Raw genomic sequence first — 23,887 nt, forward strand, 5'->3', positions numbered from 1 at the left:
ACCGCTGCGGCGAACGCCGACAGCGCGCGTTACGCCAGAACGGGCGCATCGAGACGCCCGTCCTTCGATCGGAGCGAAGATGAGCGAACCGTCCCTCGATGCCGTGCGCCGCGATCAGGCGGGCTGGATTTTCCTGCATATCGAAGGCGAGCCGTACGATCGCGGCGAGCAGCACGGCCAGTTGCTCGCCAGCGAAATCCGCAACGCGATCCACACCGCCCGCTATCTCGCGAAATGGGACACCGGCGAAGATTTCGACACCTTCGTCAATGCAGCCGTCTCCCAGTTCGCCAACAAACTCGACACCGAATTCGCCGACGAAATCCAGGGCATCGCCGACGGCGCGAAGCTGCCGTTCGCCGAAGTGCTGGCGTGGAACGGCTACATGGATCTGCTGCAAAGCTGGTGGCCCACTCACGCGTCGCAGAAGCAGCCGGGCCTCGGCGTGAAGCCGTGGCGCGGACGGCGCGGACACCACTGCAGCGCGTTCATCGCCGCCGGCCGCGCGACCCGCGACGGCCGCATCGTGATGGCGCATAACTCGTGGGATCGCTACGCCGCCGGCGACGCGTTCAACGTGGTCTTCGACATCGTGCCCGACCAGGGCAACCGCATCCTCATGCAAGGCCTGCCCGGCTGCATTTCCAGCCTGACCGATTTCTGGGTCACCGCCGCCGGACTGATGGTGACGGAAACCACCATCTCGAACTTCGCCGGCTACAACGCGGCCGGCGCGCCGGAGTTCTACCGTTCGCGGCGCGCGTCGCAGTACGCGAACAGCATCGGCGAATGGTGCGAAATGTTCGCAATCGCCAATAACGGCGGCTATGCGAATAGCTGGCTGCTCGGCGACGCCAAGACCGGCGAGATCGCGCGCTACGAACTGGGGCTGCACTTTTCCGGTTTCGAGAGCACGAAGGACGGTTTCTACAGCGGCTACAACACCGCGACCGATCTGAAGATCCGCAACCAGGAATGCCTCGGCGAAGGCGAAGACTATACGGACGTGCGCAAGAACGGCGCGCGGCGCCTGCGCTTCATGCAACTCGAAGAAATGCACCACGGCAAGATCGACGTGGAACTGGCCAAGGAGATGATCGCCGACCATCACGACGTCTACCTCGACCGCAACGACAATCCGTGCTCGCGCACCATCTGCGGGCATCTGGAACTGGACGACGCGCGCTTTGGCGGCACCGATCACGGACCGTTCAATCCGTGGGGCGCCAACGACGGCAAAGTGGTGGACAGCGAAATGGCGCGCGAGATGGCGTTCAGCGCGCGCTGGGGCCACCCGTGCGGGCGGCCGTTCGACGCGCAGGCGTTCATGAAGCGGCATCCGCAGTGGAACTGGTTGAACGGTTATATGCGCGACCGGCCTTCCTGGCCGTGGACGCGCTTCGAAATACTGCGTTAGAACCGCTTCGGCCGCACTGCAACATCGCTGTCGCACGACCGTTCGCGACGGCGCTGCTGCGTTGTCGCCGCGTTTCTGCCATTATCTGAAATCTACAATACCGTTTTGCCGCAAATGTGCGCGCCCTGCAGATTTTGCGCATCTAAGATTGAAGATGCGGGTTGGCCGCGTACAGCAACACCGCGTGTAGCATGCGCCGTCCTTTCGACGCGGGGACGGCACAGCGCTTGCTCAACTGTCAGCGCCGCATGAGCTTAGGAGGTCGGGCGATGAAAACCTCGACACTGTTGACCATGGTGACGCTGTCAGCCTCGTGTTTCGCCGCGCCGGTTCACACCGCGCCGGACAGCACGAACGCCAATAGTCTTGCCGAACGCGCCAATGCAGCGCCCGTCGCCCCCGCGGCGCCGGACGTTGCCGCCACGGACGACAATCGTCCGCAACAATGGCAACATATCGCGCTGCCCAAATCGCGGCATCTCGATCGAAGCTTTACCGGACAGAACGAGCATTTGCAGACGTGACGCCAGCCTGTGCAGACGTGCGCGCCGGTTGTATGCGGAGATTCGTAGCCTCTGAAACGGAGACGATAGCGAGCGTGTGTGCCCTTTCTGAAGCGGTATGCGGCGCGGCGCGCGGGCTCGGGCTCCTTTGTTCGGCGGCGACACTCTTATCCCACCACGTCCAACCGTATCAACAGGAGCGTTCGCATGACCGCATCGGCTATTCCCGGCGAATCGATTGACCTGCAGATCACCGACATTCTGAGCGAAGTCCAATTTCCGACCTACAAGGACGCGCTCGTCGACGCCGCGCGCGAAGCCGGCGCGAGCAACGAAGTGCTGTCGATGCTCGACGGCTTGCCGGAACAGGATTACGCCGACGTGGCTTCGGTGACGCGCCTCATCAGCGGCAATTACGGTCCGGGGCTCGGTGCATGAGCGAGGCACCGGCTTCATCGCCGCCTCGTTCGCAGCCGCTTTCGCTTTCGTCCAGCCAGAAACGCGGTTCCGACTGGATCTATCGCTCGCCGCAGACGGCCGGCGCGAACGGCATCGAGCGCATCGAGGCGTTCTTTCATCAGGCCGGCTACGCGATGCACCGGCACGATACCTATGCGATCGGCCGCACGCTGTCCGGCGTGCAGAGCTTTCGCTATCGCGGCAGCACGCGCAACAGCTTGCCGGGCGGCACGATGGTGCTGCATCCCGACGAACCGCACGACGGCCAGGCCGGCACCGGCGACGGTTTTCACTACCGCATGATCTATGTCGATCCGGCGCTGTTCCAGCAAGCGCTCGGCGGCAAGCCGCTGCCGTTCCTGGAAGGCGGGCTGTCGAACGATCCGCGCCTGTTCGCCGCCACGGAAAGCCTGCTGCGCGCGATGGACAGCGCGATCGACCCGCTCGAACAGGACAGCGCGCTCTACGACCTGGCCGTCGCACTCGACACGGTGGCTGGCGCACCGGATACACCGCGTCTGGTGGATTACCGCGCGGCAACGCTTGCGCGCGACTACCTGCTGGCGTCGCTCGATCGCGCCGTCACGCTCGATGAACTGGCGGCCGCGGCGGGCCGCGACCGCTGGAGTCTGTCGCGCGATTTTCGCGTGCTGTTCGGCACCAGTCCGCATCGATATCTGACCATGCGGCGTCTCGATCTCGTGCGGCAACTGGTGCTCAAGGGCGTGTCGCTCGCCGACGCCTCGGCGGCAAGCGGCTTTGCCGATCAGAGTCACATGACACGGCACTTCAAGCACGCCTGGGGCGTCGCGCCGGCACAGTGGCTGAAGATGCTCGGCTCGTCGGCGGCCGGCGCGCGCTGAGCGAAGGCGCGCCTGATCGTGCCACGCCGGATGGCTCGCGCGCACAAACGTTCAAGACCTCGCCCCGCCTCACGCCGTACGCTCCTACCTGACACAACCGCTCAGGAGGAGCACTGCGATGTCCAACGCTCAGATCACTCAACGGCCGTATCAGGCCATCAACTTCGCGGAAAAACTGCGGCTCTTCAGCGACCGGTGGCAAGCACGCGTGGTCGCCGAAATGAACGACTATCAGTTCAAGCTGGTGCGAATCGAAGGGGATTTCATCTGGCACGAGCACGCCGACACCGATGAAACCTTCATCGTGCTCGACGGGCAATTACGCATCGACATGCGCGACGGTTTCGTATTGATTTCGGCGGGGGAAATGTTCGTGGTGCCGAAGGGTACCGAGCACAAGCCGTACGCCGAACACGAAGTGAAGCTGCTGCTGATCGAGCCGCGCGGTGTGAAGAATACCGGCGAGGAAGTCAGCGAACGGACGGCGGCGAACGACGTGTGGATTTAGGCAATCCATCCCGCAGCTCGCCGCGGGGTCGGCCGTGCATGTGGCTCATCTACGAGATTCGTCCGCGCGGCTCGCGCACGTAATAAATGTCCCACTCGCTTTCGCCGGTTTTGACGAAGCCGTGGCGTTGGTAAAAACGATTCGAATCGCTGGCGCGCAGCGCGCCTACTTTGATCGGCAGCGATTTCGAGTCCGCCTCGGCGAACAGCTCGGCTAGTACCGCTTGCCCGATTCCCCTGCCTTGCTGCGTTGGGACGATGTAGAGATGGTCCAGCACGAGGTGATCGGCCTGAGACCTGAACAGCACGAATCCGGCTTGCGCGCCGTTCATCAGAATAAACCGGCAAAACGCCGGATCGAACGATGCAACGAAGCGCTCGCGAGCGCGCACCGGATCAAAGCGGCCGACGCGCTCCAGGCTTTCGCGCATCGCGGCGATGCGGATGTGCACGAGCGTATCGATGTCAGCAAACGTAGTGCTGGCGAAACTCAGGTTCATGCGGTTCGGCTCGCTGGGTAATCTTGTCGTTATCGAACTCGTGCGGCTGCACAGCCTCGAATCGAGAAAGATAACCCAGTCGCGCACGTCTGAACCGAAACCCCTCGCGCCCAGCTCACACGTCAACGCCGCGCGCGCGCTAAATCAAAATGGCGTCGACGCCGCGATCCGCGAGCGCGCCGCCTTGTGCAAGGGACGCGCCGCATCGGCAGGCAATTCGGTCACCGGCAGATCGTCCACGTCGTCCGTTATGACCTCCGCCGCCTTGGCCACCGAACGCGCCGGCGCCACGGCGCGCGGATCGCGCGTCTGCTGGCCCGGCTGCTGGAAATACTCGACGAGGTGATCGATGAAAGTGCGCACCTTCGCCGGCAAATGCAGGCGGCTCGGATAGGCGATCGTGATTTCGATCTGCGGCAAACGGTAGTCGCGCAGCAGCGGCACGAGCCGCCCGGACGCCAGATCGCGGCCGATCAGATAGCTCGGCAGGATCGCCACGCCCATGCCCAGCAGTGCAAACTGCCTGAGCATCTCCGTATTGTTCGCGACGATCGCGTTCGTGGGGCGCACGCGGACTTCGCCCTCCGGTCCGGTGAACACGCGCTCCTCGCCGCCCTGCTCGGACGGCCGGCTCAGGCACGGATGCGACAGTAGATGCTCGGGCCGGGTCGGCGTGCCGTGCTGCGCCAGGTAGGCAGGCGTCGCGCAAACCGTCAAATAACCGGTGGTCAGCCGCCGCGTGACGATGCTCGCGCTGCGCATGTGCCGCGCCACCAGAATGCCGACGTCGAAACCCTCTTCGACCAGATCGACATGGCGATCCGCGAGCGTGACGTCGGGCACGACGTCGGGATAACGCGCGGCATACGACTGCACCACGGGCGCGAGGCTGTGCAGTCCGAACACCACCGGGGCAACGATGCGCAAGGTGCCGACCGGCTCATGATTGCGCGCCACCACCATCTGCTCCACGCCTTCGAGGTCGTCGAGAATGTGGCGCACGCGCTCCAGATACGTCGTGCCGGATTCGGTCAGCGACAGACGGCGCGTGGTGCGGTTGAGCAGGCGCGTCCCGAGGCGCGCTTCCAGATCGGCGACATGGCGCGTGACGACCGCGGTGGAAAGATCCAGCGCGCCGGCCGCGCCGACGAAACTGCCGAGGTCGGCCACTTTGACGAATACGCGCATCGACTGTAATTGGTTCATGGGACGACTCCTGCCTCGGTAAAGCCGGGCCGGCGCAGCCCTCGCGCCTGTGTCGACCCGTGCGGCAAGGCGCCCGCGGGTTTGCCCAACGATCCGATTGTATCGACCCGATCATGTCCCAACCCTGACCTGAACATGACAATCCGGACAGGTTTCCGAGACGTTCGCGTCACTTCTGCGCGCTCATGGCCGGCTTTATTGCGAGCATTATTGCGGATTTCGACTAGGTATAAACCCTAGTTTTCTGGTAAGATAGCGACCGAAAGCTAATCAATCGCAATCAATCGCTATGACACACCGTTTTCCGCTTTTCGAAAAAATCGCGTTCTCGCTGGTCTGCTGGTCCGCCGCGGCCTGTTCGGCCTTCATCGCCTATGAACGCTGCCCGGACATCAAGGTGGTCCTGCACGTGGGTAAAGAAGTACTGCGCTACAGCGGTCAGTATTCGTACGTGTGCGCCACGCCGGCTGCCGACGCCTGCGCGCAGTTGCCGACCAACTGATAGCGCGTTTCAACGCGCTTACGCGTCGCGCCCAAACACCACGCGCGCGAAAAATCCCGCCAGCACCGTTTCAGCCATTTCCGCTGGCACGTTCTGCGGGTCGACCGTGTAGAAAAACTGCACGCCGTCGCACAACCCCATCAAGCCGATCGCCAGCGTCTCCGGCGGCATCAGCATCGGCGTGCCGACTCGCGCCGAAAACTCGCGAATATACGCGCTCAATTGCTCGAGCTTCTCGTGCATGAAGGCGTTAAAGCGTATCCGGAAGCGGCCGTCGCGCACCGCGAGCAGCTTCGCCTCCACCCATAGCAGGAAACACTTGTTCTCGCGATGCAGGTTGCTGTAGTAGCGCAGCACGCGCTCTTCCATTTCCTCACGCGATGCCGCGCTCGCGAAAATGGCCTGCAGCCCCGCCTGCATGATCTCGTGGTCGCGCCGCAATAGTTCGAGAAACAACTCACTCTTGCTGCGGAAGTTCGAATAGAACGCACCACGCGTATAGCCCGCCGCCCCCGCGATGTCCTCGACACTCGCCGCGACAAAACCTTTCTTCATAAAAATCGCTTGGGCAGCGTCGAGCAGACGCTCGCGCGTCTGGTCCTTGCTCTGCTCGCGTGTCAGTCGTTGCCGTTTCATGGGCGCAAGTCTAGCACTGAAAAGAATTCCAATTCACCTCAACATTCAAATACAGGTGTGTATTAGAATGCAAAGCGTCATTCGAAGTCAGACGCGTATGCCAATTGCATGAACGGCCGGCGCGTCTTCGCTGGCGGGCCGCTGCGGCTTGCCCTGTTCGTTCGCTGTCTCCAGTTGGGGTAATTGTGAAGCGTCCCGGTCTTCCCGCATCGTCCGCGATGCGTCCGCAGTCCCATCGGTATCGGCATCGCGTGCGCTTGCGCCGCGCCGCGTTGGTTCTGGCTCTGGCCGGCGTCGTCACGCTGGCCGCGTGTTCGAAGAAGGAAGCCGCGGCGCCCGAGCCGCGCCCGGTGGTGGCCGTCGCCGTACATGCGGACGGCGGCGCGACGCAGGCGGCATCACTGCCTGGCGAGGTGCAGGCGCGCTATTCGACTCCGCTGTCGTTTCGCGTCGGCGGCAAGATTGTCGAGCGGCGCGTGCGTCTCGGCGATGTCGTGAAGAACGGTCAGATCGTCGCCCGCCTCGATCCAGCGGACGCGCAGAAGAATGCCGCGAGCACGCAGGCGCAACTCGCCGCCGCGCAGCACGCTCTCGTGTATGCGAAGCAGCAACTCGATCGCGATCAGGCGCAGGCCAAAGAAAACCTGATCGCGCCTGCGCAACTCGAACAGACCACCAATGCGTACGCATCCGCGCTCGCGCAGCGCGATCAGGCCGCGCAGCAGGCGGCGTTGTCGAAGGACCAGTTGCAATACACCACGCTCGCCGCCGATCACGCCGGCGTGATTACCGCCGAACAGGCCGACACCGGCCAGAACGTCTCCGCGGGCCAGGCCGTCTACAACCTCGCGTGGAGCGGCGACATCGACGTGGTGTGCGACGTCCCGGAAAGCGCGCTCGCCGCGCTCTCGGTCGGGCAAACCGCCAACGTCACGCTCGCCGCGCTGCCGGGGCGCAAGTTCACCGCGCGCGTGCGCGAACTGTCGCCCGCCGCCGACCCGCAAAGCCGCACCTATCGCGCCAAACTCACGCTCGAGAATGCCGGCCCGGACGTGCGCCTCGGCATGACTGCCGATATCGAGCTCGCGGCACAAGCCAACGCCTCGGCTAGTCAGCACGGTTCGTTCACGGTGCCCGCTACCGCGCTGTTCCACGACGGCACGCAGCCCGCCGTGTGGATCGTGCGCGCGGTGGACAACGCGTTGGAACTGCGCCGCGTGACCGTCTCGCGTTACAACGAACGCACCGTCGTGATCGGCCAAGGGCTCAAAGATGGCGAACGGGTCGTGCTGCAAGGCGTGCATACAGTGACCGCCGGCGAAAAAGTCCGCGCGATTGCGCCGCTGCATCCCGAGGACTTCGCTTCATGAGCACCACGCATGAAGAAGGACGCTTCAACCTGTCCGCATGGGCGCTGCGCCACCAGGCGCTGGTCGTTTTTCTGATCGCGCTCGCAACCGCCTTCGGCATCCTCGCCTATACGCGGCTCGCGCAATCCGAAGACCCGCCCTTCACGTTCCGCGTGATGGTGATCCGCACCTTCTGGCCCGGCGCCACCGCGCGCCAGATGCAGGAACAGGTCACGGACCGCATCGGCCGTAAATTGCAGGAAACGCCGGCCATCGATTTCGTGCGCAGCTACTCGCGCCCCGGCGAATCGCTGATGTTCTTCTCGATGAAGGACTCGGCGCCGGTCAAGGACGTGCCCGAGACCTGGTATCAGGTGCGCAAGAAAGTCGGCGATATTGCGGCCACGCTGCCGCAAGGCATTCAAGGCCCCTTCTTCAACGACGAATTCGGCGACGTCTACACCAACATCTACACGCTCGAAGGCGACGGCTTTTCTCCCGCGCAACTGCACGACTACGCGGACCAGTTGCGCTCGGTGCTGCTGCGCGTGCCGGGCGTCGGCAAGGTCGATTATTTCGGCGATCCGGATCAGCACATCTACATCGAGATCGCCAACACGCAACTCACGCGCCTCGGCATCTCGCCGCAGCAACTCGGCCAGGCAATCAACTCGCAGAACAGCGTCTCGCAAGCCGGCACGCTGACCACCACCGACGACCGCGTGTTCGTACGCCCCACTGGCCAGTTCAAGGACGTCAACGCGCTCGCCGACACGCTGATCCGCATCAACAACCGCTCGTTCCGTCTCGGCGATATCGCCACGATCAAGCGCGGCTACGACGACCCCGTCGCCACGCAAATGCGCGCCGGCGGCAAAGCCGTGCTCGGCATCGGCGTGACGATGCAGCCGGGCGGCGACGTGATCCGTCTCGGCAAGGCGCTCGATCAGCAGATGGTGCAGTTGCGCCGTGCGCTACCCGCCGGCTTGCAGCTAGTCGAAGTGTCGAGCATGCCGAACGCGGTCGCGCGTTCGGTCGACGACTTTCTCGAAGCCGTCGCCGAAGCGGTGGCGATCGTGCTGGTGGTGAGCCTGGTGTCGCTCGGCGTGCGCACCGGCATGGTGGTCGTGATCTCGATCCCGGTGGTGCTCGCCGTCACCGCGCTGTGCATGTATCTGTTCGACATCGGCTTGCACAAGGTGTCGCTCGGCACGCTGGTGCTCGCCTTGGGACTGCTCGTCGACGACGCGATCATCGCGGTCGAGATGATGTCGGTGAAGCTGGAGCAAGGCTGGAATCGCACGCGCGCGGCGGCCTATGCGTACACCAGCACCGCGTTTCCGATGCTGACCGGCACGCTCGTCACCGTCTCCGGTTTTCTGCCGATCGCGTTGGCCAAGTCGAGCACCGGGGAATACACGCGCTCGATTTTCGAAGTCTCGGCGATTGCGCTGATCGCCTCGTGGCTCGCCGCGGTGGTGCTGATTCCGCTGCTCGGCTATCACCTGCTGCCCGAGCGCAAACGCGAGGCGCACGAAGCGCATCTGCCCGACGATCACGAGCACGACATTTACGACACGCGTTTCTACCGGCGCCTGCGCGGCTGGATCGGCTGGTGCATCGAGCGGCGCTTCGTCGTGCTGGCAATCACCGTCGCGCTGTTCCTGCTGGCCATGGCGGGTTTCACGCTGGTGCCGCAGCAGTTCTTCCCGAGTTCGGACCGTCCCGAGTTGCTGGTGGATGTGCGGCTGCCCGAAGGCGCGTCGTTCGAAGCCACGTTGCGCGAAGCCACGCGGCTGGAAAAAGCGCTGGTGGGCCGACCGGAAATCGATCACACGGTCGACTTCGTCGGCACCGGCGCACCGCGTTTCTATCTGCCGCTCGATCAGCAATTGCCGCAACCGAATTTCGCGCAGTTCGTGATCACGGCGAAGTCGGTGAAGGACCGGGAAAAGCTCGCGCAATGGCTCGAACCCGAATTGCGCAATCACTTCCCGGCGATCCGCACGCGTCTGTCGCGGCTCGAAAATGGACCGCCCGTCGGCTATCCAGTGCAGTTCCGCGTCAGCGGTGACGACATCGCGACCGTGCGTTCGATCGCCGATCGCGTCGCCGCCACCATGCGCACGGACCGCGGCACCAGCAACGTCCAGTTCGATTGGGACGAGCCCGCCGAGCGCTCGGTGCGCTTCGAAGTCGATCAGAAAAAAGCGCGCGAACTCGGCGTGAGCTCCGAAGACATCTCGAGCTTCCTCGCGATGACGCTCTCCGGTTACACCGTCACGCAGTACCGCGAACGCGACAAACTGATCAGCGTCGATCTGCGCGCGCCGAAGGCCGAACGCGTCGACCCCGCGCAGCTCGTCATGCTGGCCATGCCGACGCCGAATGGACCTGTGCCGCTCGGCACGCTCGGCCATTTGCGCAACGACCTCGAATACGGCGTGATCTGGGAGCGCGACCGTCAGCCGACCATCACCGTGCAGTCCGACGTCGCGCCCGGCGCGCAAGGCATCGACGTCACGCATGCCGTGGACAAAGCGCTGAGCCAGATTCGCGCGACTCTGCCGGTCGGCTACCGGATCGAAATCGGCGGCTCGGTCGAGGAAAGCGGCAAAGGCCAGACCTCGATCAATGCGCAGATGCCGATCATGATCATCGCCGTGCTCACGCTGCTGATGATCCAGCTGCAAAGTTTCGCACGCGTGCTGATGGTCGTGCTGACCGCGCCGCTCGGGCTGATCGGCGTGGTGCTCACGCTGCTGCTGTTCGGCCAGCCGTTCGGCTTTGTCGCGATGCTCGGCGTGATCGCGATGTTTGGCATCATCATGCGCAACTCGGTGATTCTGGTCGATCAGATCGAGCAGGACATTGCCGCGGGGCATAAGCGTTTCGATGCGATTGTCGGCGCGACCGTGCGGCGGTTCCGGCCCATTACGCTGACCGCGGCGGCCGCCGTGCTCGCGCTGATTCCGCTGCTGCGCTCGAACTTCTTCGGCCCGATGGCCACCGCGCTGATGGGCGGCATTACGAGCGCCACGATCCTCACGCTGTTCTATCTGCCCGCGCTGTACGCCATGTCGTTTCGCGTGCGCGCTGATGAACGCGAGCCGCAGACGCCGTCCGCGTCCGGCACGACGCATACGGGGAATTGAGCATGGCCATTTCCGCACTCTCCCGATACCCGCGCCTCGCCGTGCTCACCGGCATGGCATGCGCCCTCGCCGCCTGCTCGTTCGGGCCGAGCGGCGAGCCGCCCGCGATGCCGCAACCGGCCCACTACGGCGCACAGGCGCAGCCGACGCAAACCGTGCCCGCACAAGGCGTCACGCAGCAGTTCGTGGTCGGCGCGAAGCCGGTGCCCGAATGGTGGAAGCTGTATCAATCGGACGCGCTGAACGCGCTCGTCGACGAAGGCCTGCGCAATAGTCCGACGCTCGCGGCGACGGACAAAAGCCTCGCCGCCGCGCGTGAGCAGTTGCGCGCGCAGATCGGCAGTTCGATGCTGCCGACCATCGACGCCGGCGGCCAGGTGACGCGCAATCGCGCGCTGGCGATTCCGGAGATCGGACCGAACACGTTTCTGTACAACGTCTTCGTCGGTCAATTGCAGGCGCACTATACGTTCGACCTGTTCGGCGCCGCGCGCCTGGCCGACGCGGCGCTCGCCGCGCGGGTCAACGTGCAGGCGTATCAGTTCGATGCCGCGCGCCGCGCGCTGGCCGCCAATATCGTGACCGCCGCGATCACCAGCGCCGCGCTGCATGCGCAGATCGAGACGACCGAACGGCTCGTGACGATCGCCAACGATCAGGCCCGTGACACGCAGCGGCGCTATGCACTGGGCGCTGTCTCGCACGCCGATCAGTTGAGCGCGCAACAGAGCGCGGCCAGTCTGTCCGCGAGCTTGCCGGGGCTGAAGCAGCAATGGCTGACCACGCGCCACGCGTTAGCGGTGCTGCTCGGCCGCACGCCGGACGCGGCGCCGGATGACCTCGAACTCGCTCTGTTGCATGTGCCTGAGCAGGTGCCCGTGGTGGTGCCGTCGGAACTGCTGCGCGCGCGTCCCGACATTCAGGCCGCCGACGCCGCCTTAAAAGCCGCGGCGGCCGATGTCGGCGTCGCCACGGCGCAGATGTTCCCGAGCCTGTCGCTGAGTGCGTCGATGGGCCAGGGTGGCTTTAGCTGGCCAGTGGCGCTCTCCGGTGCGGGCGCGATCTGGAGCATCGGTGCGTCGCTGTCGCAGCCGCTGTTTCATGGCGGCGCCCTGTTCGCGCAACGGCGCGCGGCGGTCGATACATACGACGCCACGGTCTCGCAGTACAAGCAAACGGTACTGGCCGCGTTTCAGAACGTCGCCGACACGCTCGCCGCGCTCGAGCACGACTCGCAGGCGCTGGACGCCGCGAACGTTGCTGCGCGCTCGGCGCAGGGCATTTTCGACGAGACCTCGGGGCGCTATCGGTTGGGTGCGTTGCCTATTGCGTCGGCCCGTTCGAGCGAGCAGCAGTTCCGCAACGCGCAGCTCGATGAGATCCGCTATACGAGCGCGCGTCTGACGGACACGGCGGCGTTGTTTCAGGCGATGGGGAATCCGCCGGTGGAGTCGGCGGCTGCGGCTTCGGCTTCGGCGTCCGCGGTTCCGCCAGCGAACGCGGGCATCGCCGAATAGCTAAACCTGGGATTCCGTAGCGATGGCCGCCGACTTATCCCCACTTTTTGTTGATGAGCCTGTTGAAAACTATCTGACAAGAAGGCTAACTCATTGAACGCATGGCGAATTGTGCGTGCGGTACGGAATGAACCAGCAGGCGTTGAGCGGCGGCTTTTTCACTGAACGAAGACCCTGGGATGCCTCAACGTTATCCCCAGTTTATGTTGACAGGGTTGTTGATAACTCTGGGGCTACAGGCTTAAGTGGTTGAAGCGAATGGGTTTGTTACTTGAGGTGCCGGTGGATGCAGCGGTGTTGAGCGCTTCGGGGGTGGTGGGTGGCACTGCTGTTTATCCACAGTTTGTGTTGATAAGCCTGTGGAAAAATCACACCCTGTGATAAACAGCCCGCCGCATAAGGCTTTCCGGGCAGCGTGTGGGGAAAGTACCGTCCCCCGTGCGCCTCAAACATCCATTCCCCCACGTTTCCCCACACGCTGCGGCACGGGGAAACCGCCGCTCCCTGTAGAAAGAAACCAACTCTGCCGGTCTCTCGTTGATCAGCGCCGCCGTATCGCGGGATCAGCCGTACTGGCCCGAACCTTCTAAGGTGAGTTATGTCCGGGCCAGACAGTTGTTATGCAGCGAGATCCAATAGTAAGGGCTGGCTAAGAATCAAACCCCCCATAGATGTGGCGAAGGTCCGCGCCGCCAACGCGGCTGTTACCGTCCACAATCATCAACCCATCGCCTGCTTCAGGATAATTGACCACCGGCTCGCCATCGAGACGATCAACTGAAAAAATGTCAAGAACGAATCCGTCCTCCGCTTCTTCGGTGACCACGTAGATAAGCACCGGGATGCCCTCATCAAGGCCGACAAGCTCATATCTTAGGGTGCGGCTGCGCCCTTCAGGCTTGAGAGCAGTACCCACATGACTGATCCTCAAGCAATACGGTACGTTAACTTCGTGGACCGTACAATGCTCAAGTTGAGCTATCCAGCGACTTGATTGATCCGGATAAAGCGGCTTATTCACATCCAGAATGAACCCAAGCAGTCTGCGCTCGTGCGGCTCCAGGTTTCGTTCCATATATGTATCCATCACGGTCATTGGCGCGGAGGTCGAATGGAACCAACCCGAACCGAGTTGCCCCCCATCTTATACGCAAGTCACATTGGCGCTCGCGTTCGTCCAGTTCCTGCTGTGGCCGGACAGTCTGGGCCTGCTCGATCCTGATCTTGTCTGGAACCAGCTTGTGCTGACCCGCTAAATCACGGTCGCACTGCGTTCACGACGCGCCTGTGATCAACGGCACTGAGCTTCAGGAACGCCCCGTCACTGATTGTTTGAGAGTCTTTCCCTCAGAGTTATTCCCCACAAAACAGCAGAATGGATGTTTGTAGGCTTTGTGCATGCGGGATCAATTTATCCACAGATTGTGTGCTCAAGTCCGTGGATAAGTATCTCCCCACAGCGCTCAACCCCACGCCATAAGGCATTGCGGGCCATGTGCGGGGAAATTGAGCATTCCCCACAGGCCGCCAAACATCGTTCCCCCACGTTTCCCCACACGCTGCGGCGCGGGGAAACTGCCTTTCCCCTCGATTGGGGTGGCCTACATATTAGACATGTGTCTTGTAAAACACTCAAGCTAACGGCGACCGCTCGCGGTCGCCACCAAGACAAGCGACTTGTTTAAAGCTAAGACAGATGAATTGTCGATGCTGCGATGCACGTGGCATGGGGAACTACTCAGACATTCCCCGCAAAAAGCGTTCAGCAATTCGGTTATACCCACTAGATCCGAATCAGAAAGATGCATTACGGCGATGCTCATCGAAATTGTCTCTCTCGACCTGTCTGGCTAAACGCCTCAAAACGACAGATCCGTTAAATCGTGTCAGCCTCCCTGATAACCGCAATAGCGTGTGTGCTTTGTGCCGCCGCAGATGGCCCAGAAATTGAGATAGTCTCTGGCACCCTGCCGATCTATATAATTTGCCACTCCGCACATACCTCGAAAATCCTTCATGCGAGTCGCCGTCATCAGCGCCTATTACAAGGAACCGCTTCACGTTTTGCGACGATGCCACGAAAGCATCCTTGCACAGCAAGGTGACGTCATTCACTTTATGATCGCCGATGGATTCCCTGCCAGCGACGTTGATGGCTGGGAGCGCGTGATCCACATTAAAATTCCCAATCACGCTGACTATGGCGATACCCCTCGCGGCGTAGGTGCCGCTTGCGCGGCTTCCGATGGATTTGATGCGATCTGTTTTCTCGACGCGGACAACTGGTACGAGCCCAACCACGTCGAAGCGATGCGCACAATAACCGAGATAACGGGTGCGCAGGTGGTTACGGCCACTCGAAGAATTTTCGCTGCAGACGGCCGCATGCTGGGCATCTGTCAGGAATCCAACGGACTCGATTTCAACGATACCAACTGCTACTTCCTTACGCGAACTGCCTTTCCCGCATGTGCAGCGTGGCTCTTCAAAGACTCGTCTGAAAGCATTGTCGGCGACAAGATATTCTGGAACGCCGTCCAAACTGGCGGCTACATGCGAGTCCACTCGACCGTACCAACCGTCAACTACGTGACCACGCTCGCATTTCACTACGAGATGTTTGGACAAATCCCACCCGACGACTCAAAGCTTATCGTACAGATGAAGGGTCACCAACATTTTCAGACAATCAGTTACGCGCAACTCAAAGCGATGAGACGCGAGGCCGACTGCTAACAAGGGCCGTATACATTCGAATTCTGCTTGCGATTGCGCATCACGGCCATCCGCCCGACCTCGGCGAATAGGGCAACGGGATACGATAATCCGAGCGGCAGTATAATACTGTGGTTGCGCAAAGGCGTGGTGGGTTTGGACGATCACAGCGATGCACGCGCCATGTGCTTCGGTACGCGCGTTCCCCACGGCGAGCGGTGATAGGGTTACTTTGCTTGGTGCTGACTGTCCTCTGTGGGTAGCCAAGGCACTCAACAGCGAGTGGTCCTCCCGCACTAATATGTTATTCAAGCTGCAAATGATGCCTGCACGCCGCACGCGCAGCTCGCGGCTTAACACCCGCTCATGTTCAGAATGAAAAGCCAGCTCCACAGGTTCCTCGCCTTCATGCTCTTTACACTCGGCAGGGGTCAACGAGCCTCGGACAAGTTACTGTTCTGACGATCGATATTGAGCCATTAACACCCCAAGCACGTCTGGAATCTATCGAATACTTTTTGTCTGCACAGCGCTCGCAAGCGGGGCAGGGAGCAATCCCTGCCCTTACGGGGTCACGGCATCAAGTCGGCCTCTTACTCACTCCTCTGATGGCTTGTCCAGCGGGTGCTGCGTAGCGACTAGATATTGTTTGAGTTCCGGCTGACCCAGCGCAATCAAACTGAGCACGGAACAGCCAAACCGGCGCGCGAACTCGTCGTCAAGTCTGAAGTCGAATTCATCAAGCAATATCGGCATCTCAATTGCACCGGCGACCAGGGAAGCACGCCTTGCGGGATCAACAGATTGCAGAATCAGCTGTTGACGGTCTTCGTCGTAGGTGACAACGATGGAACGCGGTGGAACATTAGTCATCAATAACCTCGACACTCTTGATAGTCTTGGAACGCGTTTTGTTTGCATAGTGCACGACCCCGCTTACCCCCCATGATTGTGCCCAAAGTATTGCAGTTCAGCATGTCTAGCTCGTACTTTCTATGGCAGTCGGCCTCTCGAAAGTCGTTATCCCCGTGACTTCCACACTTAACCATTCCCGCGTCCCCGCTTCCGGCTCCGAAGAGGGTGCTGTAAAGTATCGACCTCTTCGCCGAGCTTGTCAGATCCGGCACAAGCACTGGGTAAGGAACCTGCGCCTGATCGCTCAGCATCAGCTCAGTCGTCTCGCCCCATGTCGGAATCGAAGCGCTCAGTTCACTTCCAAATAGCTTCCCCGTCAGCTTGGCCTTCCAGCCCATGTAGCACTCAACGCACATGTCAGGAATGAAGGCCGGAGCATCCGACTGGAGTCCTGACAGGTTGGCGGGTGGCGCAACCGGGTCGTTCCCCAGTTCCCAGTTAGTGAGCCACGTACCCAGTTCCGCATCACTGATCGGCTGCCACCAGGCACCGTTCGTTGAGACGCTCGCTGAACGCGAAGCCACCGTGCCGTCGGGCGCATACCGGTAGTTGACCGCCAGTACGCGGGCAAGCCCCCCGTTAGCGGTACTAGCTGGCTCGGTGTACTGGAAGGAAGATACGCGACCCAGTTGATCGTAAGCGATGCCCGCCTGGCCGCTGTTACCTGCTATTTGCGTCGCACGATTCGCAGCGTCACGACCAAGTGTTCGCATTGACCAACCAGAAACGGCATCCTGCGTCGTTGCGATGTTCCCGCGCATGTCATACGTGTAGGTCCAGTCTTCAGTCTTCGTGCCATTTCGGACTACGGTGGCAGAAAGAATACGGTTTGCCTGGTCGTAGCGCGCCCCGACTGTCATCTGACTGCCTGTCCCAACCGCCTGCATTCCTAATTCGCCCGTCAGGTCGGTCGTCTGCCACTCTGCGTAGCCAGTGACGTTGCCTCCCGTGTCGTAGACGAACGCCCTGACCTTGCCCGGTGTTGCGACCAGATGTGGGCGCAACGAGATGCTGTCACTGTATTCAATCGTCGTTACTGTCTTGTTGCCCGCGACGGTTGCAATTGCTTTCGTTGGCCGGTTGGCGCCGTCCCACGTGTACTGAGTATTTCCATCTGGGGTAACTTTTTGCTTCAGGTTCCCTGACATATCCCACGTGCGTGACACCGTGCCTCCAGGTGTGACGATTGAGCCAGGACGCGACGTGTCTCCAACATTGAAGGAGTACGTGCTGTTGCCGGACATGTTGCTGACGGTGGTTATGCCAGAGCCATAGCTTAGTGAAACATTACGTGTCGTGTCAGGATGAGTGACCGAGATTGCACGTCCACTGGAATCGTAGGTCCATGTTGCAACCCGCGAACCGGATTGATCCTTTATACCGGTCAATGCGTTTGGAAAGCGGGCGTCCTCGTACAAGTACTGGCGCACATAGCCGTCTGACTGGGTTTCCGAAGCAAGATTGCCTTTTCCGTCGTAAGCGTAAGACGTTGGATTACCCAAAGGATTTACCAACATCACGATGCGGTCGTTATTATCGTACTCCACGCGAATCGACGTCGCAGCTACCGAAGTCAGGTTATCGACTGGCCATTGGGTGATCACTGACAGCCGCTGCTTGCCGTCATAGAAAACTTTACGGATCACACCTGTGCGGGTCGTCTCAGAATAAATCTTACCGGTGCTATCCGAGTAGGCCTCTGTCGTACCAAGCCGTTCATCTTTGAGGTAGAAATATCCGTCGCCAGCTTTCGTCAGGGAAAGACCCGACGTTCCCGGCACCGCCCACGCTCCGCTAACCCACTTGAATATCAGAGGCTGCCCGTTACTCCGGTAAGCAGCGATCTTCGGCGTGCTCGCATTGACCGAGGTCAGATCAAGTCTTCTTTGCCAGTTGCTGAACCAGAAGCCCCCCATCGCTGCCTGTCCTTTGTCGAACGGCTTCGAAAGGTAGCTACGACTGAATACGAGCGGCGACGTGTCACCACTTGCAAAGTCGGTTTCGGAGAGCGTGACAATCCCATTTGCCGGAAACACCGGGTCTGCCACCGGGCAGGTATCGTCAGGAGGGGTTTGGGTTGAGTTGCACCACTGATCAATCAAGGCGAAGTCATTGATGCACGCATAGTTGCCCATCCCGCCGGGCGTATTGCTGGTGACATCCAGCTTGCAGGTCTTGGAGCCCGGCGTTGCGCCGGACTTTGCGTAAAGCGTGAAGCAATCGTCCGCGTTGGCTCCGAACGCCATGCTGAGCATGCATGAATGCAGCCAACAGGCGTGCTGTCATTCCCACAGGGTTCTCGGTAATTCTCTTTCTTTTCATAGTTATCCCAGTTGGTTGAACTTGGTTAATTCCCAAGCACCCTATAGGGACCGAAGTGAACAGAAAATCCGACAATTCCTAAAATTACACCTGCTTTGCGCAAGGGCATGTTGACTTCCGTCCACACCTACACGTAACGCAGGAAAACAACCCGGCAACTGTCATCCGTCTGTCAGACGCAACGCATGGAACAGGGCATTTCCGGTGACTACGAATGGAAGCGCACTGACACGAGACTAGAGAGAAGGAAAAAGACGGGGTGCCGTGAAAGCCACCCCTGAATGAGAGTGACGGCACTGGGGAAGTACCGCTTCCATATAGTAGTGCGAACTTCAGTCCCGATAAACAGATGCACTTCGCATCGTCAAGTCACTTGCCGCACCGCCCTCAGTTCGATGTACTTTTCCGCGTCCCGTTGTCGCCAAAGTATGCGCGCATTAGTGATAGGCCCCGCAGAAACGACTCCCTCGCGGGCGCCGGGAAATCACAGGGTGTGATTTTTTCAGGGCTTCCCTCCTGCCTTATACCACCGCCCGCCGCCTTCATCATCGTCCTGCGCGAGCGCACGCTGCGCCTCGGTACGGGCGATCCCCTTGCCACACTCGGCCCAGCGCTGCAGGCTGTGGCGAATCTCCATGATCTGCATGGCCGTGGCATGCCCCTCACGCACGGCGGCAATCGCCGCGCTGCGCGCGGTGTCGGGTGGTTTTGTATCGAGCACCCGGAGGGTGCCCACCTGGGGCAGCAGATGCAGTTCGAACATGCGGCGGACCTGCTGCGCGCCCTGTGGCGTGTTGTCAATCATCGCCTCGGGATGCCAGTCCTCGAACATCGCGTGCACGGTCAACTGCTGCTCGGCCTGCTCACGCTGCTGTTCGGCCAGTTCCTGCTGCTGCTCAAGCTGGGCCTGTTCAATCTGTATCTTCTGCGCGACGGCCTTTTTCTGGCCGGCCGGATCGCCGCCACGCTCGACACGCAGCTTCGTTTCCTCGAAGTTTGCACGGATCGCATCGAGCGCGATTTTCGGCCACGCACCCAGCGGCATCTCACGCGGCTCGCCCTGAAAACGGTAGCGATAGCGGAAGTGAACGCTGATGCCTTTCGTGCCTGCATAGACCTTGCCGGACAGGCCGGTGCCATCGTTCAGGATGCGGCCATGATCGGCTGCGTTGAGCTTCAGGAGCATCCCTTCGCGAATGGTTTGCGAACGATTTTCCCCCACGATATTCCCCACAAAACAGATGTCACGGTCGGATTCTAGCCAGCGCCGAATCCAACATGTAAACATCTAACCTGTTGAACTTAAACAGAACAGATGTTTGTGGGTGTGTTTGCGTTGCGGGAAAAACTTTTCCACAGCTTTTGTTGACAGCCCTGTTGATAACGCAGGAGATCCCACCTAAGTGCTTGCCCGCGCAGCACATTCATCTCCAGATGCGTTTAGCGCCGCCCCACATCAATAAACACTCGCCTCCCCGGCGGGCCGATTCTTGAACCGCTTATGCACCCAATAATATTGATCAGGAATCCGCCTCACCTGCGTCTCGAGAAACTCGGTGATACGCCGCGCGTCGACGGCCACGTCATCGGACGGAAAATCGCTTAGCGCTTCGAAGATGCTCAGCTTGTACCCGCGATAATCCGGCAGCACTTCCGTCACGAACGGCACCACGCGCGCATTCGCCGCGCGCGCCATCCGCGAGACGGAGGTCAGTGTGCAGGCCGGCACGCCGAAGAACGGCACGAACACCGAATCCCGCAAGCCAAAGTCCATGTCCGCGGCCAGCATCACCGGCTTGCCGTCGCGCAGCGCGCGCAACGCCCGCCGCACGCTATCGCTGCGCGGAATCATCTCCGTGCCGAAGCGGCCGCGCTGACGCTTGGCCATCGCATCGAGCAGGAGATTCGACATCGGCGTATAGAGCGAGGCGACCGGATGCCGCGTCGAATACATCATGCAGCCCGCCTCGATGCCGACGAAATGGAAGCCGACGAAAATCGTCGGCTGACCCGCCATGTCGGACAGATCGATCGCGCTCTCCACTTCGACGAGGCGCGCCAGCGCCTGCGCATTGCCGAACCATTGCGGCCCGCGCTCGACATAACTGCGGATCACGTGACAGAAGTGCGCGCGCGCCAGACGTTCGCGCGCCTCGTCGCTCATGTCCGGGAAACACAGTTTCAGATTGGTATGCACGACACGCCGGCGCGTGCTGGGAATCCGGTACAGCAAGGCACCGATACCGGTGCCAATCCGCGCGACAACGCTGTACGGCAGAAAGGCAAACGCGCGCAGCAGACCTGTCATCAGACAGATCAGTATTCGACTTTTCACAAGACGGGACCCGGTGGATGCTGGATGGCAAACACGCCGGCCGCGGCAAACTCGACATTGCCAGCAGACGAAGTGACATGCGCGCGCGTCATACCGGGTCTCGCGCGGCGCGGGTTTCGAGAATGAACGTCTCGCTCGCGGCGAAACGCAGTGGTGCTGGAGGCCGACACCGTTTAGGGATCAGGCGTCCTTTAGGACCCTTGATAAATGCACCGCAGGCGTGATTAAAACACACTGCGCATGCCGGGCACACAATCCGCCGGGTGGACCACCCGACAAGCGGCACGAAAACCGCGCCGGGCGGCGCTTTTCTGCTCTTTCAAAAACTTGCTTGTGCGTGCGGGCCGCGAGATTCACACGGCCCGTATACCTCCGTTGCCTTCCAAGGGGATCCCCTTGGAGAACATCACGGCTTGTTCGATTCGAACAGATCCATGATCTGCTTCTTCTCGTTCGACGAGACGCTCGGCGGCGGCACCGCCGGCGGCGTCATGCCCGCCGGGCCCACACCGCCGACCGCGTCGCTCACGCCGGCGGTCGGATTCGCCGAGTCCAGACCGATGCTGGCCACGAAGCCATTGCCCGGCGTCATGTCGGTATAGAACAGCTCGCCGTCGACCGAAGTTACGCCGTCCGGTTGGGGCGGTTCGCCTTGCGGCACCCCGCGCAACGCGCGCTGCATGTATTCCACCCAGATCGGCAACGCCAGTTGCGCGCCGAATTCGCGGCTGCCGAGGCTCTTCGGCTGGTCATAACCCATCCACGCCACCGCCACGAGCGACTGCTGATAGCCTGCGAACCAGCCGTCCTTCGCGTCGTTGGTCGTCCCCGTCTTGCCCTGCAAGTCCGAACGATGCAGCGCATTGGTGCCCGCGCCCGTGCCGGCCGTGGCCACCGAATGCAGCAGACTGTTCATGATGTACGCGTTACGCGGTTCGAGCGTGCGCGGCGCATCGCGTCCGGCCGTCAGCGGCTGCGCCTTGGAGAGTGGTTCGCCACGCGCATCGGTCACTTCGTTGATCAGATACGGATTGATCCGGAAGCCGCCGTTCGCGAACACCGAATACGCACCCGCCGACTGCAACGGCGTGACGAGGCCCGCACCGAGCGCCATCGGCAGATACGGCGGGGTCTTGTCGGCGTCGAAACCGAAACGCTGCGTCACGAAGTCTTGCGCGTACTTGGTGCCGATGAACGACAGAATGCGGATCGACACCAGGTTCTTCGACTTCTGCAATGCGAGGCGCAGCGGCATCGGACCGTCCGGCTGGTCGTCGTCCTTCGGCTCCCACGCGTCGCCGCCCGGCGTGCTCGACGGGAAATACAACGGCGCGTCGTTGATGATCGTGGCCGGTCCGAGACCCTTGTCGAGCGCGGCCGAATAGATGAACGGCTTGAAGCTCGAACCCGGCTGACGCCACGCCTGCGTGACGTGGTTGAACTTGTTCTTGTTGAAGTCGAAGCCGCCCACCAGCGCGCGGATCGCGCCGTCCTGCGGCGTGAGCGACACCAGCGCGCCTTCCACCTGCGGCAATTGCGTGATCTGCCAGTTGCCCTTGTCGTCCGCGAGAACACGCACGATCGAGCCGACCTTGATTCTGGTGGCGGCCGTGGCGCGCGCGCTCAATGCGGCGGCGGCAAAGCGCAGGCCGTCGCCGCTGATCGTCACCTGCGTGCCGTCCACCAGTTGCGCCTTGACCTGCTTCGGATTCGCGTCCGTCACCACGGCGGCGATGATCTCGCCGTTGTCGGGGTGATCGGTGAGCGCGTCGTCGATGGTCTGATCGCGGTCGTCGCCCGGCGCGGGCAGTTGCACGAAACCTTCCGGCCCGCGATAGCCATGGCGCCGCTCGTAATCCATCACGCCCTTGCGCACCGCGCGATAAGCGGCGTCCTGGTCGGCGGAGTCGATCGTGGTGGTGACGTTCAGGCCGCGCGTATAGGTTTCGTCCTTGTACTGCGCGTACATCATCTGCCGGACCATTTCGGCGATGTACTCGGCATGCACGCTATATTCGTTGCCCGGATTCTTGGTGTGAATCTCTTCCTTCACGGCCTGGTCGTACTGATCCTGGCTGATGTATCTGAGCTCGAGCATGCGCCGCAGAATGTACTCCTGACGGATCTTCGCGCGCTTCGGATTGACCACTGGGTTATACGCGGACGGCGCCTTCGGCAAGCCGGCCAGCATTGCCGATTCCGCCAACGTGATGTCTTTCAGATCCTTGCCAAAGTACACGCGCGCGGCCGCAGCGAAACCATAGGCGCGTTCGCCCAGATAAATCTGGTTCATGTACAGCTCGAGAATCTGATCCTTGGTCAGCGCGCGCTCGATCTTGTACGCGAGCAGCATTTCGTAGATCTTGCGCGTGTAGGTCTTCTCGCTCGAAAGGAAGAAGTTGCGCGCCACCTGCATGGTGATCGTGCTCGCGCCCTGCGACGCGCCGCCGTGCGAAAGGTCGGAGACACCCGCCCGCAGAATGCCGATGAAGTCGACCCCGCCGTGCTCGTAGAAGCGATAGTCTTCGATCGCGAGCACCGCTTTCTTCATCTGATCGGGAATGTCCTGGAAGCGCACGAGACTGCGCCGCTCCTCGCCGAACTCGCCGATCAGCACATGGTCGGCGGTATAGACCCGCAGCGGCACCTTCGGACGATAGTCGGTCAGCGCGTCGAGCGACGGCAGTTGCGGGCCCATCACCACCAGCGCATAGCCGACGATCAGCGCGCCCACCACCGCGATGGTCGCGAGCAGGCTGGCGAACCAGATGGCAAGGGTCGCGCCGATGGAACGGCGGCCAGCCTCGGCGTCGCGCGAAGCTGCATTGCGTCCTGGCGTGCGTTGGTAGGAATCCCGGTCTTCACCAGACGGAGAATTGGATGAATGCGGTCGTTTGATGATTGGCATGACTGGAATAGTGGGCGCATAGCTGAACGCCTTTCTGCGCGCGCTCCTGGCGCGCACATGGATCGTGATCGAGCATCG

At 61.5% G+C, this 23,887-nt stretch carries 19 protein-coding genes; 10 read left to right on the forward strand and 9 right to left on the reverse strand.

Annotation, left to right across the window (positions count from 1 at the left end):
- Positions 1-79: 79 nt before the first annotated feature.
- From PQR32_RS37815 to PQR32_RS37835, 5 genes are all read left to right on the forward strand, one after another.
- Positions 80-1,417: a C45 family autoproteolytic acyltransferase/hydrolase gene (locus PQR32_RS37815; RefSeq protein WP_408239655.1), complete on the forward strand. Its 1,338-nt coding sequence runs from the start codon at positions 80-82 to the stop codon at positions 1,415-1,417.
- A 269-nt stretch (positions 1,418-1,686) separates the two neighbouring features.
- Positions 1,687-1,941: a hypothetical protein gene (locus tag PQR32_RS37820; protein WP_408239658.1), complete on the forward strand. Its 255-nt coding sequence runs from the start codon at positions 1,687-1,689 to the stop codon at positions 1,939-1,941.
- 186 nt (positions 1,942-2,127) lie between these two features.
- Positions 2,128-2,358, forward strand: coding sequence for a DUF2795 domain-containing protein (locus PQR32_RS37825; protein ID WP_408239661.1), 231 nt, complete (start codon positions 2,128-2,130; stop codon positions 2,356-2,358).
- A complete protein-coding gene (locus tag PQR32_RS37830) occupies positions 2,355-3,242 on the forward strand; it encodes an AraC family transcriptional regulator (RefSeq protein WP_408239664.1) in 888 nt (295 codons plus the stop codon). The genes PQR32_RS37825 and PQR32_RS37830 overlap by 4 nt, the downstream gene beginning before the upstream one ends.
- Before the next feature lie 118 nt (positions 3,243-3,360).
- Complete coding sequence (locus PQR32_RS37835) at positions 3,361-3,750, forward strand: cupin domain-containing protein (protein WP_408239667.1); 390 nt, start codon at positions 3,361-3,363, stop codon at positions 3,748-3,750.
- A 49-nt stretch (positions 3,751-3,799) separates the two neighbouring features.
- Here the strand turns inward: PQR32_RS37835 and PQR32_RS37840 are convergent, their stop codons facing one another.
- Complete coding sequence (locus PQR32_RS37840) at positions 3,800-4,249, reverse strand: GNAT family N-acetyltransferase (RefSeq protein WP_408239670.1); 450 nt, start codon at positions 4,247-4,249, stop codon at positions 3,800-3,802.
- Positions 4,250-4,393: 144 nt separating this feature from the next.
- Entirely contained in the window at positions 4,394-5,455 is a 1,062-nt protein-coding gene (locus PQR32_RS37845; protein WP_408239673.1) for a LysR family transcriptional regulator, read from the reverse strand.
- 289 nt (positions 5,456-5,744) lie between these two features.
- Here PQR32_RS37845 and PQR32_RS37850 point away from each other — a divergent pair, with 289 nt between their 5' ends.
- Positions 5,745-5,957, forward strand: coding sequence for a hypothetical protein (locus PQR32_RS37850; RefSeq protein WP_408239676.1), 213 nt, complete (start codon positions 5,745-5,747; stop codon positions 5,955-5,957).
- Positions 5,958-5,975: 18 nt separating this feature from the next.
- Here PQR32_RS37850 and PQR32_RS37855 read toward each other — a convergent pair whose 3' ends face one another.
- Positions 5,976-6,593, reverse strand: coding sequence for a TetR/AcrR family transcriptional regulator (locus PQR32_RS37855; RefSeq protein ID WP_408239679.1), 618 nt, complete (start codon positions 6,591-6,593; stop codon positions 5,976-5,978).
- Positions 6,594-6,811: 218 nt separating this feature from the next.
- Between PQR32_RS37855 and PQR32_RS37860 the strand changes: the two genes are divergently transcribed.
- Genes PQR32_RS37860 through PQR32_RS37870 form a run of 3 tightly spaced genes read left to right on the forward strand, consistent with a single transcriptional unit; the run spans position 6,812 to position 12,614 of the window.
- Complete coding sequence (locus PQR32_RS37860) at positions 6,812-7,963, forward strand: efflux RND transporter periplasmic adaptor subunit (protein WP_408239682.1); 1,152 nt, start codon at positions 6,812-6,814, stop codon at positions 7,961-7,963.
- Positions 7,960-11,097 carry an efflux RND transporter permease subunit gene (locus PQR32_RS37865; RefSeq protein ID WP_408239685.1) on the forward strand — a complete coding sequence of 1,046 codons (3,138 nt, stop codon included), beginning with the start codon at positions 7,960-7,962 and terminating at the stop codon, positions 11,095-11,097. Before PQR32_RS37860 ends, PQR32_RS37865 begins: the two co-directional genes overlap by 4 nt.
- A gap of 2 nt (positions 11,098-11,099) precedes the next feature.
- On the forward strand, positions 11,100-12,614 hold the full coding sequence (locus PQR32_RS37870; RefSeq protein ID WP_408239688.1) for an efflux transporter outer membrane subunit: 1,515 nt from the start codon (positions 11,100-11,102) through the stop codon (positions 12,612-12,614).
- Positions 12,615-13,263: 649 nt separating this feature from the next.
- Here PQR32_RS37870 and PQR32_RS37875 read toward each other — a convergent pair.
- The gene (locus PQR32_RS37875) at positions 13,264-13,689 is read right to left on the reverse strand and encodes a hypothetical protein (RefSeq protein WP_408239691.1); all 426 of its coding nucleotides are present in this window, start codon (positions 13,687-13,689) and stop codon (positions 13,264-13,266) included.
- A 941-nt stretch (positions 13,690-14,630) separates the two neighbouring features.
- Here PQR32_RS37875 and PQR32_RS37880 point away from each other — a divergent pair.
- Complete coding sequence (locus tag PQR32_RS37880) at positions 14,631-15,350, forward strand: glycosyltransferase (RefSeq protein WP_408239694.1); 720 nt, start codon at positions 14,631-14,633, stop codon at positions 15,348-15,350.
- Between the two features lie 576 nt (positions 15,351-15,926).
- Here the strand turns inward: PQR32_RS37880 and PQR32_RS37885 are convergent.
- The 5 genes from PQR32_RS37885 to PQR32_RS37905 all read right to left on the reverse strand — a co-directional run bounded on the left by PQR32_RS37885 (position 15,927) and on the right by PQR32_RS37905 (position 23,809).
- Positions 15,927-16,202 (reverse strand): hypothetical protein, encoded by a 276-nt coding sequence (locus tag PQR32_RS37885; protein ID WP_408239697.1) that lies wholly within the window; start codon positions 16,200-16,202, stop codon positions 15,927-15,929.
- On the reverse strand, positions 16,202-18,499 hold the full coding sequence (locus PQR32_RS37890) for a DUF6531 domain-containing protein (RefSeq protein WP_408239700.1): 2,298 nt from the start codon (positions 18,497-18,499) through the stop codon (positions 16,202-16,204). The genes PQR32_RS37885 and PQR32_RS37890 overlap by 1 nt, the downstream gene beginning before the upstream one ends.
- Positions 18,500-19,068: 569 nt before the next feature.
- Positions 19,069-19,752 carry an Arm DNA-binding domain-containing protein gene (locus PQR32_RS37895; RefSeq protein ID WP_408239703.1) on the reverse strand — a complete coding sequence of 228 codons (684 nt, stop codon included), beginning with the start codon at positions 19,750-19,752 and terminating at the stop codon, positions 19,069-19,071.
- Between the two features lie 270 nt (positions 19,753-20,022).
- Complete coding sequence (locus tag PQR32_RS37900; protein WP_459252011.1) at positions 20,023-20,901, reverse strand: lipid A biosynthesis lauroyl acyltransferase; 879 nt, start codon at positions 20,899-20,901, stop codon at positions 20,023-20,025.
- A 406-nt stretch (positions 20,902-21,307) separates the two neighbouring features.
- Positions 21,308-23,809: a penicillin-binding protein 1A gene (locus PQR32_RS37905; RefSeq protein ID WP_408239708.1), complete on the reverse strand. Its 2,502-nt coding sequence runs from the start codon at positions 23,807-23,809 to the stop codon at positions 21,308-21,310.
- Positions 23,810-23,887 lie beyond the last annotated feature (78 nt).

The organism is Paraburkholderia dipogonis (assembly GCF_046027395.1).
GTDB lineage: Bacteria > Pseudomonadota > Gammaproteobacteria > Burkholderiales > Burkholderiaceae > Paraburkholderia > Paraburkholderia dipogonis_A.

Bases quoted from the DNA above. Each gene is read 5' to 3' on its own strand.
- PQR32_RS37865 (WP_408239685.1), top strand. From the start codon at position 7,960: ATGAGCACCACGCATGAAGAAGGACGCTTCAACCTGTCCGCATGGGCG.
- PQR32_RS37885 (WP_408239697.1), bottom strand. From the start codon at position 16,202: ATGACTAATGTTCCACCGCGTTCCATCGTTGTCACCTACGACGAAGAC.
- PQR32_RS37850 (WP_408239676.1), top strand. From the start codon at position 5,745: ATGACACACCGTTTTCCGCTTTTCGAAAAAATCGCGTTCTCGCTGGTC.
- PQR32_RS37870 (WP_408239688.1), top strand. From the start codon at position 11,100: ATGGCCATTTCCGCACTCTCCCGATACCCGCGCCTCGCCGTGCTCACC.
- PQR32_RS37880 (WP_408239694.1), top strand. From the start codon at position 14,631: ATGCGAGTCGCCGTCATCAGCGCCTATTACAAGGAACCGCTTCACGTT.
- PQR32_RS37860 (WP_408239682.1), top strand. From the start codon at position 6,812: ATGCGTCCGCAGTCCCATCGGTATCGGCATCGCGTGCGCTTGCGCCGC.
- PQR32_RS37840 (WP_408239670.1), bottom strand. From the start codon at position 4,249: ATGAACCTGAGTTTCGCCAGCACTACGTTTGCTGACATCGATACGCTC.
- PQR32_RS37830 (WP_408239664.1), top strand. From the start codon at position 2,355: ATGAGCGAGGCACCGGCTTCATCGCCGCCTCGTTCGCAGCCGCTTTCG.
- PQR32_RS37890 (WP_408239700.1), bottom strand. From the start codon at position 18,499: ATGCTCAGCATGGCGTTCGGAGCCAACGCGGACGATTGCTTCACGCTT.
- PQR32_RS37820 (WP_408239658.1), top strand. From the start codon at position 1,687: ATGAAAACCTCGACACTGTTGACCATGGTGACGCTGTCAGCCTCGTGT.
- PQR32_RS37815 (WP_408239655.1), top strand. From the start codon at position 80: ATGAGCGAACCGTCCCTCGATGCCGTGCGCCGCGATCAGGCGGGCTGG.
- PQR32_RS37855 (WP_408239679.1), bottom strand. From the start codon at position 6,593: ATGAAACGGCAACGACTGACACGCGAGCAGAGCAAGGACCAGACGCGC.
- PQR32_RS37835 (WP_408239667.1), top strand. From the start codon at position 3,361: ATGTCCAACGCTCAGATCACTCAACGGCCGTATCAGGCCATCAACTTC.
- PQR32_RS37895 (WP_408239703.1), bottom strand. From the start codon at position 19,752: ATGCTCCTGAAGCTCAACGCAGCCGATCATGGCCGCATCCTGAACGAT.
- PQR32_RS37875 (WP_408239691.1), bottom strand. From the start codon at position 13,689: ATGGAACGAAACCTGGAGCCGCACGAGCGCAGACTGCTTGGGTTCATT.
- PQR32_RS37905 (WP_408239708.1), bottom strand. From the start codon at position 23,809: ATGCCAATCATCAAACGACCGCATTCATCCAATTCTCCGTCTGGTGAA.
- PQR32_RS37825 (WP_408239661.1), top strand. From the start codon at position 2,128: ATGACCGCATCGGCTATTCCCGGCGAATCGATTGACCTGCAGATCACC.
- PQR32_RS37845 (WP_408239673.1), bottom strand. From the start codon at position 5,455: ATGAACCAATTACAGTCGATGCGCGTATTCGTCAAAGTGGCCGACCTC.